We start from the raw sequence: 13,796 nt of genomic DNA on the forward strand, positions 1-13,796 counted from the left end.
CCTACCGTAGTCGCAGCCGGGTCACGGAAGGGTGAGCACCCGTGCGGTGCGCCGAACGAGCCGCGTCGTGCGGCGAGAGGATCTTGCCGCACGCAGGCGCCCCGGCGTCCGGGATCGCCTGCGTGCGGCCGGTTTCAGGCGCCGCGGAAGGCGTTGATCCCGTCGATGTGCTTCGCGCGCTTCTCTTCGTCCCGGACCCCGAGGCCCTCCTGCGGCGCGAGCGCGAGCACGCCGACCTTGCCCTGGTGCGCGTTGCGGTGCACGTCCAGCGCGGCCTGCCCGGTCTCCTCGAGCGGGTAGGTCTTGGACAGCGTCGGGTGGATCAGCCCCTTCGCGATCAGCCGGTTCGCCTCCCAGGACTCGCGGTAGTTCGCGAAGTGGGAGCCGATGATCCGCTTCAGGTTCATCCAGAGGTAGCGGTTGTCGTACTGGTGCATGTACCCCGAGGTCGACGCGCAGGTGACGATCGTGCCGCCCTTGCGCGCGGCGTAGACGGACGCGCCGAAGGTCTCCCGGCCCGGGTGCTCGAACACGATGTCCGGGTCGTCACCGCCGGTCAGCTCGCGGATCTTCGCGCCGAAGCGCTGCCACTCCTTCGGGTCCTGCTCGGTGTCGTTCTTCCAGAACTTGTAGCCCTCGGCACTGCGGTCGATGATCAGCTCGGCGCCGAGCTTGCGGCAGATCGCGGCCTTCTCGGGGCTGGACACGATGCACACCGGGATCGCGCCGCCGTTCAGCGCGTACTGCGTCGCGTAGGAGCCGAGGCCACCCGAAGCACCCCAGATCAGGACGACGTCCCCCTGCTTCATGTCCGCACCGTTGCGCGAGACCAGCTGCCGGTAGGCGGTGGAGTTGACCAGCCCGGGCGAGGCGGCTTCCTCCCAGGTCAGGTGGTCCGGCTTCGGCATCAGCTGGTTGGCCTTGACCAGCGCGATCTCGGCGAGCCCGCCGAAGTTCGTCTCGAAGCCCCAGATCCGCTGTTCGGTGTCGAGCATCGTGTCGTTGTGCCCGTCGGGGCTCTCGAGCTCGACGTTCAGGCAGTGCGCGACCACCTCGTCGCCCGGCTTCCAGTTGTGCACGCCGACGCCGGTGCGCAGCACGACACCGGACAGGTCCGACCCGACGACGTGGTACGGCAGGTCGTGCCGCTTGGCCAGCGGCGAGAGCTTGCCGTACTTCTTGAGGAACTTGAACGTGGGGATCGGCTCGAAGATCGACGTCCACACGGTGTTGTAGTTGATCGCGCTCGCCATCACCGCGACCAGCGCCTCGCCGGGACCCAGCTCGGGCACGGCGACCTCGTCGACGTGCAGCGACTTGCGCGGATCCTTGTCGCGGCTTTCGAGGCCCTCGAACATGTCGACCTCGCCGGCGTGCACCGTCACCCCGCGGTAGCTCTCGGGAACGGGCAACGAGCCGAGCGCGGCGGACTCGCCGTTCAGGATGGCCTGCTGGATCTCGCCGAGCTGCGTCATTGATTTCCTCCGGGGTCAACGGCGTTGGCGGCAGAAATTACTCGCCGGTAACTCGCGTCCACAACTGTACGAGACGGACAGCACCATTACACGTCGAACTGTGACCGGGCTATCTTGACCGGCTGGCCAGTCAAGCGGATCATCGGCGGTGGGTACACCCACCCGACCAGCAGTTTCACCGACGGAGGTGAGCACGAATGAGTGAAGTCTCTACGCGCGCCTGGGCCCGGCCGCACGACTGGGCCGAGGTCGTCATCGGGGTGGTCGCCGCTCTTTCACCCCTTTGGCTGAGCACGGACTCGACCGCGATGTGGACGATGGTCGTCCTGGGCGCCTTGATCGCACTCGACGGCTTGGTCTCGCTGGCCATGCCGGGCATGGTCTACGGCGAAGGCATCCAGATCGCGCTCGGCGTGCTGCTGTTCATCGCGCCGTGGGTGATGGGGTACACCGAGTTCAACGGCGCTTCCTGGACGTCCTGGATCGCCGGGGTGCTGACGGTCGTCGCCGGCGCGGCAGCGATGCCGGTCGCGACCGCCGCGCACCGCACGGCCGGTCAGCACTGACGCTGTAGGAGGCACGAATGACCGAGGATTCGGCGAAGGAGCGCATCCTCTGCGCCGCCGAGGCGCTCTTCGCCGAGTCCGGCTTCGACGCCACCCCGACCTCTCGCATCGCCGAGCAGGCCGGAGTGCCGAAGGGGCTGGTGCACTACTACTTCCGGCACAAGTCGGACCTGCTCACGGCGCTCGTCGCGCGCCTGCCCGACGAGCGCATCGAGCCGGCCGTGGTCGTCGTCCCCGGCGACCTGGCGGGCAGCCTGCGGCGGCTCGTCCGCGAACTCGACCACCGCTTCAGCCGGTCACTGGGGCTCTCGCACCTGCTGTGGCGCGAGGCCGACACCCACCACGTCGTCCGCGACGCCCTCCACGAGCGCTTCCAGATCCTGGTCCGCCAGGTCCGCGCGGTGATCCTGGCAGCCACCGGCGGCGGCCTCCCCTCCGCCGACGTCGAGCGCGCCTCGGGCCTGCTGGCCCGCGCGGTCAGCCACCGCCACGCAACGGCCCGCCACTCGGACGACGACCTCCCCGCCGAGTTCGACGGCGAGCTGACCTTCATCGCCGACGCCCTAGCCTCGAAGGCGGCGCCGGCTTAGCGGCCTCGGGTTCGCGCGCTCGGGGGTGGCCGGGGTTCGCGCGGCCGCAGGGTTGCGGCCGGGGGTTCGCGCGGCCGCGGGGTTCTGGCGCGGGCGGCCGGACCCCGCTTCGGGGTCCGGCCGGCTGCTGGCCGGCCCGGCTGACCCTTCCCGGACCTGGCCAGGGCGGACCTTCGCCGAACGTGGCTGCCGTGGCCTGGATGCGCAGACCTTGCCCGAACCCGGTCCGGGCGCGGCTCGCTGTCACCTGGATGCGCGGACCTACCCGGGGCCCGGCCCGCTGTCACCCGGGCGCGGTCCGGGCGGATCGGAGTTGTTACGCCGGAACGGGTTCAGTGTGCGCCGGCGTCCTTTGCCGGCTCGACCAGTTCCACCAGGACGCCGCCCGCGTCCTTCGGGTGGACGAAGTTCACCCGGCTGTTGGACGTGCCGCGCTTGGCCGCCTCGTACAGGAGGCGCAGGCCCTGCTCGCGCAGTGCCGCCGCCGCCGCGTCCACATCGGACACGCGGTACGCCAGCTGCTGCAGGCCCGGGCCGCTCTTGGCCAGGAACTTGCCGATCGCCGAGTCTTCGCGCAGCGGGGCCAGGAGCTGGATCTGCGTCTCCGTGCCCGCCGTGCCGGGCGCGCGCAGCATCGCCTCCCGCACTCCCTGCTCCTCGTTCACCTCCTCGTGCGCGACCTCCAGGCCGAAGTGCGCGCGGTGGAACTCGATGGCCGCGTCCAGGTCCGGGACCGCGATGCCGACGTGGTCGATGGCCGTCACGAACGGCCGCAGGGCGTCATTCATGGAGGCAGGATAGGGGGCCGCGGGAGGGCGTCGAGGCGGAATCGTCGCGTGCCCCGCCTCACACTGGCTCCATCAAGAAGCCCGGCTCCCGGGTATGGTCGGCGAAACTGCCCATGCGCCGACGCTTGGAGGACGCCGTGTCCGGTTCCGTGATCCTGGGTGCCGCCCGTACGCCGATCGGGCGCCTGCTCGGCTCCCTCAAGGACTTCACGGGAGCCCAGCTGGGCGGGTTCGCGATCAAAGCGGCCCTCGAACGCGCCGGGGTCTCCCCGGACGCGGTCCAGTACACGATCATGGGCCAGGTGCTGACCGCCGGCGCCGGCCAGATCCCCGCCCGCCAGGCCGCGGTCGCCGCGGGCATCCCGATGAGCGTGCCCGCGCTGACGATCAACAAGGTCTGCCTCTCCGGCCTCGACGCCATCGCGCTCGCCGACCAGCTGATCCGGGCCGGCGAGTTCGACCTCGTCGTCGCGGGCGGCCAGGAGTCGATGACCCAGGCGCCGCACCTGCTGCCCAAGTCGCGCTCCGGCTTCAAGTACGGCGACACCACGCTGGTCGACCACATGGCCTACGACGGCCTGTTCTGCGCCTTCGACCAGGTCGCCATGGGTTCTTCGACGGAGAAGTACAACTCCCGCTACGGCGTCACCCGCGAGCAGCAGGACGCGTTCTCCGCCCGCTCCCACCAGCGCGCCGCCGAGGCGATCAAGAACGGCTACTTCGCCGACGAGATCGCGCCCGTCGCCATCCCGCAGCGCAAGGGCGACCCGGTCGTCTTCGACACCGACGAGGGCGTCCGCGCCGACACCACCGCCGAGGGCCTCGCCAAGCTGCGCCCGGCCTTCGCCTCCGACGGCACCATCACCGCCGGCTCGGCCTCGCAGATCTCCGACGGCGCCGCCGCGGTCATCGTGGCCAGCAAGGCGAAGGCCGAGGAGCTCGGCCTCACCCCGCTCGCCGAGATCGGCGCCCACGGTGTCGTCGCCGGGCCGGACGCGAGCCTGCACGAGCAGCCGTCGAACGCCATTCTCGCCGCGCTGGCGAAGGAGAAGCTGACCGCCGACGCGCTCGACCTCGTCGAGATCAACGAGGCCTTCGCCGCGGTCGGGCTCGTCTCGACCGAGAAACTCGGCCTCGACGCGGAGAAGGTCAACGTCAACGGCGGCGCGATCGCGCTCGGCCACCCGATCGGCGCCTCCGGGGCCCGGCTCGCCGTGCACCTGATCCACGAGCTGCGCCGCCGCGGCGGTGGCCTCGGCGCGGCCGCGCTGTGCGGCGGCGGTGGCCAGGGCGACGCCCTGCTGCTGCGGGTGCCGTCCGCGTAAGTGGCCGGTTCCCTCGACCTCGACGACCTGGTCGGCCGCGCACGGGACGGGCAGCCCCGTGCCGTCGCGCGGCTGCTGTCGCTCGTCGAGGACGCCCACCCCCGGGTCGCCGAGATCGCGCGGGCGCTGACCCCGCACACCGGGCGGGCCCGGGTCGTCGGGCTCACCGGGCCGCCCGGCGTCGGCAAGTCGACTTCGACTTCGGCGCTGCTCACCGCCTTGCGCGCGGAGGGCAAGCGGGTCGGGGTGCTCGCGATCGACCCGTCTTCGCCGTTTTCGGGCGGCGCGCTCCTCGGCGACCGCATCCGGATGACCGAGCACGCCACCGACCCGGGTGTGTTCATCCGCTCGATGGCCACCCGCGGGCACCTCGGCGGGCTCTCGTGGGCGACCCCGCAGGCGGTGCGCGTGCTCGACGCCGCCGGCTTCGACGTGGTGCTGATCGAGACCGTCGGGGTCGGGCAGTCCGAAGTGGACGTCGTGAAGCTGGCCGACACCACCGTGGTGCTGCTCGCGCCGGGGATGGGGGACGGCATCCAGGCCGCCAAGGCCGGGGTGCTCGAGATCGCCGACGTCTTCGTCGTGAACAAGGCGGACCGGGAGGGCGCCGACGCCACGGTGCACGACCTGAAGCAGATGATTTCCCTGGCCCGGCGGGAGCTCCGGGGCGCGAGCTGGCGGCAGCCGATCGTGCGGACCGTCGCCGCGAAGGGCGAGGGGGTCGACGAGGTGGTGCGGGCGCTGGCTTCGCATCACGAGTGGCTGGTCGCGCACGACGAGCTGGCCCGGCGCCGGGCGGCGCGGGCACGTGACGAGGTCGAGGCCATCGCGGTGCGACGGTTGCGGGCCGAGCTGGCCGATCTGCGCGGTGGTGGGCGGCTGGCCGAGGTGGCGGAGCGGGTGGTGGCGCGGGAGCTCGATCCGTTCGCCGCCGCTGATGAGCTGATCGCGGACTTGCGGGGTTGACGCGCTGCCGGGCGGGATGAGCCGGGCGCAGGTCTGCCGTGCGGTCCGGACCGCCGAGCTGAGGTGCGCGAGCAGAAACCGTGCCGCTGCAACGGTTCTTCGTCGGAACTCCATGACTTCCCCTCCTCTGGTGCGACCGGTTCGCCGCGTGATCACCATCGTGCGCCGGGGGTCCGACAATTTCCGGGGGTCCGCGGCCGGGTTCACCCGATGGGCTGACACGGGCGACTTTCGCCGGTTATTCCTGTCGGTGCCGGGCCCTAGACTGCGGGACGCTCCGGAAGCGGGCGATCACTGGGAGGGCGTGCAGGATGAAGAAGACACTCGTCACCGCGCTGGCGGTGGGTGCGTTGTTCGCGGCGGGCAACGGCGTCGCCACCGCGGCCGATGCTCCGCCGCCGAAGACGACGCACGGGCCGTGCCAGTACACCGAGACGCCGGATGAACCTGCCGCGCGGCCGGTGCCGTTGCCGCCCGATCCGCGGCGGACGCCTAGTCACGGCAAGGTGGATGTCGCGATTCCGACCAGTCAGGGTGCGCTGCCGCTGAAGCTCGACCGCGCGAAGGCGCCGTGCACCGTGCAGAGCTTCCTGCACCTGGCGCGGCACCGGTTCTACGACCACACCGTCTGCCACCGGCTCACCGCCTACCCGACGCTGAAGGTGCTGCAGTGTGGTGACCCGAGCGCGACCGGGGAAGGCGGGCCGGGCTACAAGTACAAGGACGAGCTGCCGGTGGACCTGCCGCCGGCGCCGAGCGATCCGACCGGTGCCCGGCGGGTTTACGCGCGCGGGTTGCTGGCGATGGCCAACGCGGGGCCGGACACCAACGGGTCGCAGTTCTTCGTCGTGTACGGCGATTCCGCGCTGCGGCCGAACTACACGGTGTTCGGGACGGTCGGGGCCGAAGGGCTGCAGACGCTGGACCGGGTGGCCGCCGGTGGGATCCAGCCGACCGCGGACGAGCCCGCGCCGGTCGACGGGACGCCCGTGCTGCGGACCGAGCTGCTGCGGGTTCGGCCGGACTGCTGGTTCTGACGGTGGCCGCGGGCCATCCGGACCGGGTGGCCCGCGGGCAACGGCGTGCGGGTATGAACCTTGGATGCGGGCGAAGCCGCTGCGGGCGCGGCGGCGGAACGCGCGAGTTCAGCTGGTGATCTCGTGGATCGCCTCGATCAACGTCTGCGTCGCCCCGGCGAAAGCGTGCTTCGCCGGCGCCGCGTAGCCCACGATCAAGCCGCCCGGGCGGTTCGCGTCCATCCAATAGCCGCCCAGGCCTTCGATGCCGATCGCGCGGCGGCGGCAGGCGGCGAGGGCCTGTGTTTCCGTCGGGCCGTCCGGGGGCAGCATCAGCAGCAGGTGCAGGCCCGCCGAAATGCCCTGGGGGCGGACCGAGTCCGGCAACGCGGCCAGGAGGCGGGTGCGGCGGGAGCGGTACTCCGCGCGGCTGCGGCGGACGTGCTGGTCGTACGCGCCCGAGTCGATCAGCTCCGCCAGGGCCAGCTGGTTGAGCAGCGCGGGGCGGGAACCGCTGTCGGCCATGGCCGCGCGGACCGGCTCCACCAGTGATCTCGGCAGCACCAGCCAGGCCAGGCGCAGGGCCGGGGCCAGTGTCTTGCTCGCCGTTCCCGCGTACACCACCCGCTCCGGTGCCAGTGCCTGCAGCGCCCCGACCTGCTGGTGGTCGAAGCGGAACTCGCCGTCGTAGTCGTCCTCCAGGACGATCGCGTCGGAGCGGGTCAGGGCGGCTCGGCGGTGCGGGGCCAGGGTGACGCCGGTGGGGTACTGGTGGGCCGCCGTCACGACCACCGCCGGACTGTCCAATGCGGACACGTCGAGGCCGTGCTCGTCGACCGGGACGCCGACCACGCGCGGGCCCTGGGCCGCCGCGATCGAGCGGTACATGCCCAAGGACGGGTTCTCGAACGCCACTTCGCCGATGCCCAGCCCGTAGAACGCCCGGGACAGCACCGCGATCGCGTGCGAATAGCCGTGGCACACGACGATCCGCGCCGGGTCGGCGACCACCCCGCGGGCGCGGGCGAGGTAGGCCGCGAGGGTGTCGCGCAGCTCGGGTGCGCCCAGCTCCGACTCGTAGCCGAACGCCGCCGCCGGGGTGCGCAGCAGGGCTCGGCGGGTTGCGGTGATCCACGCCTGGCGCGGGAACGCCGTCAGGTCCGGGCGGCCCGGCCGCAGGTCCCAGCGGGGTGCCGGGTCGCGGGGTGCCTGGCGCGGGGCGGACTGGGGGAGCGAACCCGCCGTCGCGACGCGGGTCGGCGCGCCCTGGGCCGTGCGCAGGTAGCCCTCGGCCGCGAGGTCGGCGTACACGCGGGTGACCGTGCCGCGGGCGACACCCAGGTCCTGGGCCAGCGCGCGGGTCGAGGGCACCGCCGCGTCCGGCTGCCAGCGGCCCTCGCGGATGGCCGCGCGGATCGCCGCCGCGAGGCCGGTCCGGCCGGTCGACGGTAGCCAGTCGAGGTGGACGTCGAGGCCGGAACTGGACCACGGATCTGCCATGTCACTGGACCATACCCGTGGACCAGTTCGGGCTAGCGTGAACACCATGACCAAGCGAATCGGACTCGGGGGCGCCCCCGAGCTCTACCAGGCGATGGCGAACCTCCAGGCCGAGGTGAACAAGGCCGGGGCCAACGCCGGGCTCGACCCGAAACTCCTCGAACTGGTGAAGACCCGCGCGTCGCAGATCAACGGCTGCGCGTTCTGCCTCGACATGCACTCCCGCGACGCGCTGGAGTTGGGCGAGTCGCCGCGGCGGCTGTTCGTCCTCGACGGCTGGCGCGAGACCGACCTGTTCACCGAGCAGGAGCAGGCCGCCCTCGCCCTCACCGAGGCGATGACCAAGCTGTCCGCGACCCAGACCGTGCCGGACGACGTCTACGAGCAGGCGGTCAAGGTGCTCACCGAAGACCAGTACCGCGCGGTCGCGTGGGAGATCATCGCGATCAACAGCTGGAACCGGATGACCATCACCAGCCACACGCCGCTGCCGAAGCGGGACTCGTGACCGCCGCGGCGCTCAAGGCGCTGCACGTCCCCGGCAAGCCGCTCGTGCTGCCGAACGCCTGGGACGCCGACACCGCCAAGCTCGTCGAAGCCGCCGGGTTCGCGGCCGTCGCGACCAGCTCGGTCGCCGTCGCGGCCGCGCTCGGGTTCGCCGACGGCGAGCAGGCGCCGGCCGGCGAGATGTTCGCCGCCGCCGCGCGGATCGCCAAGGCGGTCGGCGTGCCGGTGACCGTCGACGCCGAGTCGGGCTACGGCCTGCCCGGCGCCGAGCTGGCCGGACGGCTGGCCGACGCCGGCGCGGTGGGCTGCAACTTCGAGGACACCGACCACGCCACCGGCGGGGTGCGGCCGGTCGCCGAGCAGGCCGCGCGGATCGCCGCGCTGCGCGAGGCGGCGGGCGACGGCCTGGTGATCAACGCCCGCGTCGACTCCTTCCGCGGCGTCGACCCGAAGGACGCGCTGGCCGGCGGGATAGCCAGGGCGAAGGCCTACCTCGAAGCCGGCGCCGACTGCGTCTACCCGATCCACCTGCGCACGCCCGAGCTGATCGCGGAGTTCGTGCAGGGGGTCGGCGGCGCCGTCAACGCGCCCGCGTGGCCGGGCGGCCCGGGCCTCGACGGCCTCGCCGAACTGGGGGTGGCGAGGATTTCGCTCGGCGGCGGGCTGTGGCAGTACGCCCGCAAGCAGCTCGAAGCGACGCTCGCCGGGGTCGCCGAAGGCAAGCTGCCGTACTGACCCGGAAATGGCCGAAGGCCGCCGCGAGGGTGACTCACGACGGCCTTCGGTGTCTCGGGGGGTCAGTGCGCGACGGCCTTCTCGGCACCCGCGCCGGTCAGCGACCGGACCTCCATCTCGGCGTACTTCTTCTCGTCGTGCTCCTTGGACAGGACCGTGCCCAGCCAGCCCAGGATGAACGCGGCCGGGATCGAGACGATGCCCGGGTTGCTCAGCGGGAACCAGGCGAAGTCGGCGTTCTTGAACATCGACGTGCTCTTGCCGGAAACCGCCGGCGAGAAGACGATCAGCACGATCGTGATGGCCAGGCCGCCGTAGATCGACCAGAGCGCGCCCTGGGTGTTGAACCGCTTCCAGAACAGCGAGTACAGGATCGTCGGCAGGTTCGCCGACGCCGCCACCGCGAAGGCCAGCGCCACCAGGAAGGCGACGTTCTGCCCGTTGGCCAGGATGCCGCCGCCGATCGCGAGCGCGCCGATCACCAGCGCGGTGATCCGGGCGACCTTGACCTCCGAGTCCGGCGACGTCTTGCCCCGCTTGACGACGTTCGCGTAGACGTCGTGCGCGAACGACGCCGACGCCGTGATCGTCAGGCCCGCCACCACCGCGAGGATCGTGGCGAACGCGACCGCCGAGATCAGGCCCAGCAGCACCGGCCCGCCCAGTTCGAGCGCGAGCAGCGGCGCCGCCGAGTTCACCCCGCCGGGCGCCTTCTTGATCGTGTCCGGCCCGACCAGCGCGCCGGCGCCGTAGCCGAGGACCAGCGTGAACAGGTAGAACACGCCGATCAGCACGATCGCCCAGACCACCGAGCGGCGCGCGTCGCGGGCGGTCGGCACCGTGTAGAAGCGCATCAGGACGTGCGGCAGACCGGCCGTGCCCAGGACCAGGGCGATGCCGAGGGACAGGAAGTCCAGTTTGGACGTTCCGTTGGTGCCGTACTGCTTGCCCGGGCCGAGCAGCGTCTCGCCGGCCTTGCCCGCCTTGTCGACGGCGGCCTGCAGCAGGCTGGAGAAGTTGAAGCCGTACTTGCCCAGCACCCACAGCGTCATCGCGAGCGCGCCGACGATGAGCAGCGCGGCCTTGATGATCTGCACCCAGGTGGTGCCCTTCATGCCGCCGATCAGCACGTAGGCGATCATGATCACGCCGACGACGGCGATGACCAGCGCCTGCGCCCCGGAGCCTTCGACGCCGAGCAGCAGCGCGACGAGGCCGCCGGCCCCCGCCATCTGCGCCAGCAGGTAGAAGAACGACACGGCCAGCGTCGACGTCGCGGCCGCGGCCCGCACCGGGCGCTGCTTCATGCGGAACGCCAGGACGTCGCCCATCGTGAACTTGCCGGTGTTGCGCAGCAGTTCCGCGACCAGCAGCAGCGCGACCAGCCACGCGACCAGGAAGCCGATGGAGTAGAGGAAGCCGTCGTAGCCGTTGATCGCGATGGCGCCGGCGATGCCGAGGAACGACGCCGCCGACAGGTAGTCACCCGAGATCGCGACGCCGTTCTGCGGGCCGGTGAACGCGCGGCCGGCGGCGTAGTAGTCCGACGCCGTCTTGGAGTTGCGGCTGGCGCGGAACACGATCACCAGCGTGATGATCACGAAGAGGGCGAAGATGCCGATGTTCAGGAGCGGGTTGCTGCCTTCCACGCTCGCGGCAAGGGTCGCGGTCATGCCTGCTCCTTCTCGATGTCCTCACGGATCTTCTCGGCGACCGGGTCGAGCTTCCGGTTGGCGTAGCGGACGTACAGCCCGGTGATGACGAACGTCGAGACGAACTGCAGGAGGCCGAAGACCAGGCCGACGTTGATGTTGCCGACCAGCTTGGTGCTCATGAACCCGTGCGCGTAGTCCGCGAGGAGCACGTACAGCAGGTACCAGACCAGGAACAGCGCCGTCATCGGGAAGACGAACCGGCGCAGGCGGCTGCGCAGTTCCCGGAACTCCGTGCTGTCGTGGGCGTGTTCCCACACGGTCTCAGACGTTTCCGGGGGCCCGCCGCCGGTGTCCGTCGTGCTCATCGCTGCTCCTCGCGACGCTGCGGAAAGTGACCTGCGACACCGTAGGGACGTGTGAGTCTCGCGTGAAGATTCAGCGGCTCAACAGCCGGGCCAGACGACGAACGGTTGACGAACGGTCGCGCGGTCCCGTCGAACGGGGTTCGTCCAGGTGCAACCGGAGCATCGCCGACGTCGACCAGGTGGGTGGCCTGCCCCGCAAGGAGACCAGCACCATTGCGCCGAATGCCAGCGGTACCGACCAGGGTGCCGGTTGCTGCACCAAGATCGCCACCCAGCCGTGCAGATCCGGGCCGGCGAGGGCGAACAGGATCGAGCCCGACGACGCGATCAGCCCGGTCAGCACCCCGGCGATGCCGCCCGCCGCGGTCAGCCGCGGCCACCAGATGCCGAGCACGAGCAGCGGGCAGAACGTCGACGCCGCCACGGTGAAGCCCCACGTGACGAGCACCCCGGCGTCGAGCTCGGCCGAGCGCAGCGCCAGCAGCACCATGATCGCGGCGACGCCGAACACGGCGATCCGCAGCCGCCGCAGCCCGCCGGGCACGAGGTCGTGCGCGATGGCGCCGGACATCACCAGCAGCAGGCCGAGCGACGTCGCCAGGAACGCGGCGAACGCGCCCGCGGTCAGCAACGCCGTGAAGAGGCCGCCGGCCCAGCCGCTGTCCACCTGGCTCGGCAGCGCGACGACGACGGTGTCCGTGGCGCCGGAGAGGTAGAGCCCGGGCACGAGCACCCGGCCGAGCACGCCGTAGACGCCGGGGAAGAGGTAGAAGATCCCCAGCAGGGCCACGGTGATCGCGGCGGTGCGGCGGGCGGCGCGGCCGTCCGGGCTGGTGTGGAAGCGCATGAGCACGTGCGGCAGGCCCATCGTGCCGAGCATGGTCGCGATGAGCACGGCCCAGGTGCCGAGCAGCGGGTAACCCTCGTCGCCGAGGTCGAGCAGCGGCCGCTGCCAGTCGGCGCCGCCGAGCGGGGCCCCGCCGCGAACCGCCGGGACCGCCGCGCCCGCGCCGAACACGACCTCGTCCTGGCTGTGCGCGGTGAACTCGCCCGGCGGCAGGGTTTCGGCGACGCCGTTGCGCCGCACGGCGGTCGGCTCGCGGATCTCCATGGTGACGTCGACTTCGAAGCGGACCGGCGTATCGCGGGCGAAGTGGGTGAACTCGACGGGGTTGAGCGCGTCGGTCCGGTTGACCGCGCCCGCCTGGAGGACCAGCCAGATCGCCGGGATGAGGAACAGCAGCAGCTTCAGGACGAACTGGAACGCCTGGACGTACGTCGCCGCGCGCATCCCGCCGAGCGCGAGCGTGACGCTGACCGCGGCGCCGGCCACGACCACGCCGACCCAGTACTGCGTGCCGCCGACCGCGGCGAGCACCAGCCCGGCGGTGCGGAACTGCGGGACGACGTAGATGGTGCCGATCACGAGGACCACGACGGCGGTGAGGCGGCGCAGCGCGGGGGAGTTGAGCCGGGCCTCGGCGAAGTCCGGCACGGTCAGCGCACCCGAGCGCCGCATCGGGGCGGCGACCAGCACGAGCATCGCGATGTAGCCGGCGGTGAAGCCGACCGGGTACCACAGCGCGCCGATGCCGTCCTTGACGACGAGCCCGGCGACGCCGAGGAAGGACGCCGCGCTCAGGTACTCACCGGAGACGGCGGCCGAGTTGACCAGCGGCGAGATCCGCCGGGAGGCGACCAGGAAGTCGGACGTCGTGCGCATCGCGGCGACCCCGCGCACGCCGATGAGCAGCGTCACGAGCACGACCGGGGCGACGGCGAGCGCGATGCCCACTAGCGCGCTCCGCCGATCTCATGCGCCCCAATGTGGCGTTCGGTGCGTCCAACGCACCGAACGCCACATTGGGTGCGCTCGATGCACCCAACGCCACATTGGGGTGTTTGGGGCCGGGGGGAGCCGCGAGTCACCGGTCGTCCTCGAGGCGCTCGGCGCGGCGCAGCTGCCAGCGGGCGAGGAGCGCCATCGCCGGGTACGGGAGGACCGCCAGCATCAGCCAGGAGAGGGGAATGCCCAGCAACCGCACGGTGTCCAGGCCCGGGAAGATCGCGAAGACGCCGGGGAGGCCGAGCAGGAGGGCGAACATGAGGACGAGGGCCGGGATGCCGCGGCGGCGCTGGGCGCGGTAGAGGGTGGTGGCGCGCTGGGTGTCGCCGACGGGGAGACGGGTCTGGCGCCAGCGGTGGCGAGAACGGCGGCGGGCGTGGGCGAGACGCGTCTGCGGGCTGGTGACGGCGACGCGGCGGATCTTGCTCATCGCGGGCCTGGCCGGAGGTGCGCGGCCGCGGG

14 protein-coding genes are annotated in these 13,796 nt (G+C 71.8%); 7 read left to right on the top strand and 7 right to left on the bottom strand.

Translation table 11 applies throughout. From position 1 onward, the window contains the following. Window positions 1-134: 134 nt before the first annotated feature. Window positions 135-1,475: a crotonyl-CoA carboxylase/reductase gene (gene ccrA / locus AB5J73_RS20415; RefSeq protein ID WP_370971271.1), complete on the bottom strand. Its 1,341-nt coding sequence runs from the start codon at window positions 1,473-1,475 to the stop codon at window positions 135-137. 197 nt (window positions 1,476-1,672) lie between these two features. Here ccrA and AB5J73_RS20420 point away from each other — a divergent pair, with 197 nt between their 5' ends. Both AB5J73_RS20420 and AB5J73_RS20425 read left to right on the top strand, forming a co-directional pair. Next, the gene (locus AB5J73_RS20420) at window positions 1,673-2,041 is read left to right on the top strand and encodes an SPW repeat protein (protein ID WP_370971272.1); all 369 of its coding nucleotides are present in this window, start codon (window positions 1,673-1,675) and stop codon (window positions 2,039-2,041) included. A 17-nt stretch (window positions 2,042-2,058) separates the two neighbouring features. Next, the gene (locus AB5J73_RS20425; RefSeq protein ID WP_370971273.1) at window positions 2,059-2,631 is read left to right on the top strand and encodes a TetR/AcrR family transcriptional regulator; all 573 of its coding nucleotides are present in this window, start codon (window positions 2,059-2,061) and stop codon (window positions 2,629-2,631) included. Between the two features lie 332 nt (window positions 2,632-2,963). Here AB5J73_RS20425 and mce read toward each other — a convergent pair whose 3' ends face one another. Continuing rightward, window positions 2,964-3,419, bottom strand: coding sequence for a methylmalonyl-CoA epimerase (gene mce, locus AB5J73_RS20430; RefSeq protein ID WP_370971274.1), 456 nt, complete (start codon window positions 3,417-3,419; stop codon window positions 2,964-2,966). 137 nt (window positions 3,420-3,556) lie between these two features. Here mce and AB5J73_RS20435 point away from each other — a divergent pair, with 137 nt between their 5' ends. The 3 genes from AB5J73_RS20435 to AB5J73_RS20445 all read left to right on the top strand — a co-directional run bounded on the left by AB5J73_RS20435 (window position 3,557) and on the right by AB5J73_RS20445 (window position 6,747). After that, the gene (locus AB5J73_RS20435) at window positions 3,557-4,744 is read left to right on the top strand and encodes an acetyl-CoA C-acetyltransferase (RefSeq protein ID WP_370971275.1); all 1,188 of its coding nucleotides are present in this window, start codon (window positions 3,557-3,559) and stop codon (window positions 4,742-4,744) included. Then, on the top strand, window positions 4,745-5,710 hold the full coding sequence (meaB, locus tag AB5J73_RS20440; RefSeq protein ID WP_370971276.1) for a methylmalonyl Co-A mutase-associated GTPase MeaB: 966 nt from the start codon (window positions 4,745-4,747) through the stop codon (window positions 5,708-5,710). Between the two features lie 311 nt (window positions 5,711-6,021). After that, a complete protein-coding gene (locus tag AB5J73_RS20445) occupies window positions 6,022-6,747 on the top strand; it encodes a peptidylprolyl isomerase (RefSeq protein WP_370971277.1) in 726 nt (241 codons plus the stop codon). Between the two features lie 108 nt (window positions 6,748-6,855). Here AB5J73_RS20445 and AB5J73_RS20450 read toward each other — a convergent pair whose 3' ends face one another. Beyond that, window positions 6,856-8,226 carry a PLP-dependent aminotransferase family protein gene (locus AB5J73_RS20450; RefSeq protein WP_370971278.1) on the bottom strand — a complete coding sequence of 457 codons (1,371 nt, stop codon included), beginning with the start codon at window positions 8,224-8,226 and terminating at the stop codon, window positions 6,856-6,858. 46 nt (window positions 8,227-8,272) lie between these two features. Between AB5J73_RS20450 and AB5J73_RS20455 the strand changes: the two genes are divergently transcribed. Both AB5J73_RS20455 and AB5J73_RS20460 read left to right on the top strand, forming a co-directional pair. Next, window positions 8,273-8,734 carry a carboxymuconolactone decarboxylase family protein gene (locus AB5J73_RS20455; protein ID WP_370971279.1) on the top strand — a complete coding sequence of 154 codons (462 nt, stop codon included), beginning with the start codon at window positions 8,273-8,275 and terminating at the stop codon, window positions 8,732-8,734. Then, on the top strand, window positions 8,731-9,468 hold the full coding sequence (locus AB5J73_RS20460; protein ID WP_370971280.1) for an isocitrate lyase/phosphoenolpyruvate mutase family protein: 738 nt from the start codon (window positions 8,731-8,733) through the stop codon (window positions 9,466-9,468). The genes AB5J73_RS20455 and AB5J73_RS20460 overlap by 4 nt, the downstream gene beginning before the upstream one ends. Before the next feature lie 62 nt (window positions 9,469-9,530). Here the strand turns inward: AB5J73_RS20460 and AB5J73_RS20465 are convergent, their stop codons facing one another. From AB5J73_RS20465 to AB5J73_RS20480, 4 genes are all read right to left on the bottom strand, one after another. Next, window positions 9,531-11,141: a cation acetate symporter gene (locus AB5J73_RS20465; RefSeq protein WP_370971282.1), complete on the bottom strand. Its 1,611-nt coding sequence runs from the start codon at window positions 11,139-11,141 to the stop codon at window positions 9,531-9,533. Further along, window positions 11,138-11,488: a DUF485 domain-containing protein gene (locus AB5J73_RS20470; RefSeq protein ID WP_125305655.1), complete on the bottom strand. Its 351-nt coding sequence runs from the start codon at window positions 11,486-11,488 to the stop codon at window positions 11,138-11,140. Before AB5J73_RS20470 ends, AB5J73_RS20465 begins: the two co-directional genes overlap by 4 nt. A 70-nt stretch (window positions 11,489-11,558) precedes the next feature. Continuing rightward, window positions 11,559-13,283 (bottom strand): cation acetate symporter, encoded by a 1,725-nt coding sequence (locus AB5J73_RS20475; protein WP_370971284.1) that lies wholly within the window; start codon window positions 13,281-13,283, stop codon window positions 11,559-11,561. A 130-nt stretch (window positions 13,284-13,413) separates the two neighbouring features. Next, the gene (locus tag AB5J73_RS20480) at window positions 13,414-13,764 is read right to left on the bottom strand and encodes a hypothetical protein (protein WP_370971285.1); all 351 of its coding nucleotides are present in this window, start codon (window positions 13,762-13,764) and stop codon (window positions 13,414-13,416) included. Window positions 13,765-13,796: the final 32 nt, after the last annotated feature.

This window comes from Amycolatopsis sp. cg9 (genome assembly GCF_041346945.1).
In the GTDB taxonomy this organism is placed as follows: domain Bacteria; phylum Actinomycetota; class Actinomycetes; order Mycobacteriales; family Pseudonocardiaceae; genus Amycolatopsis.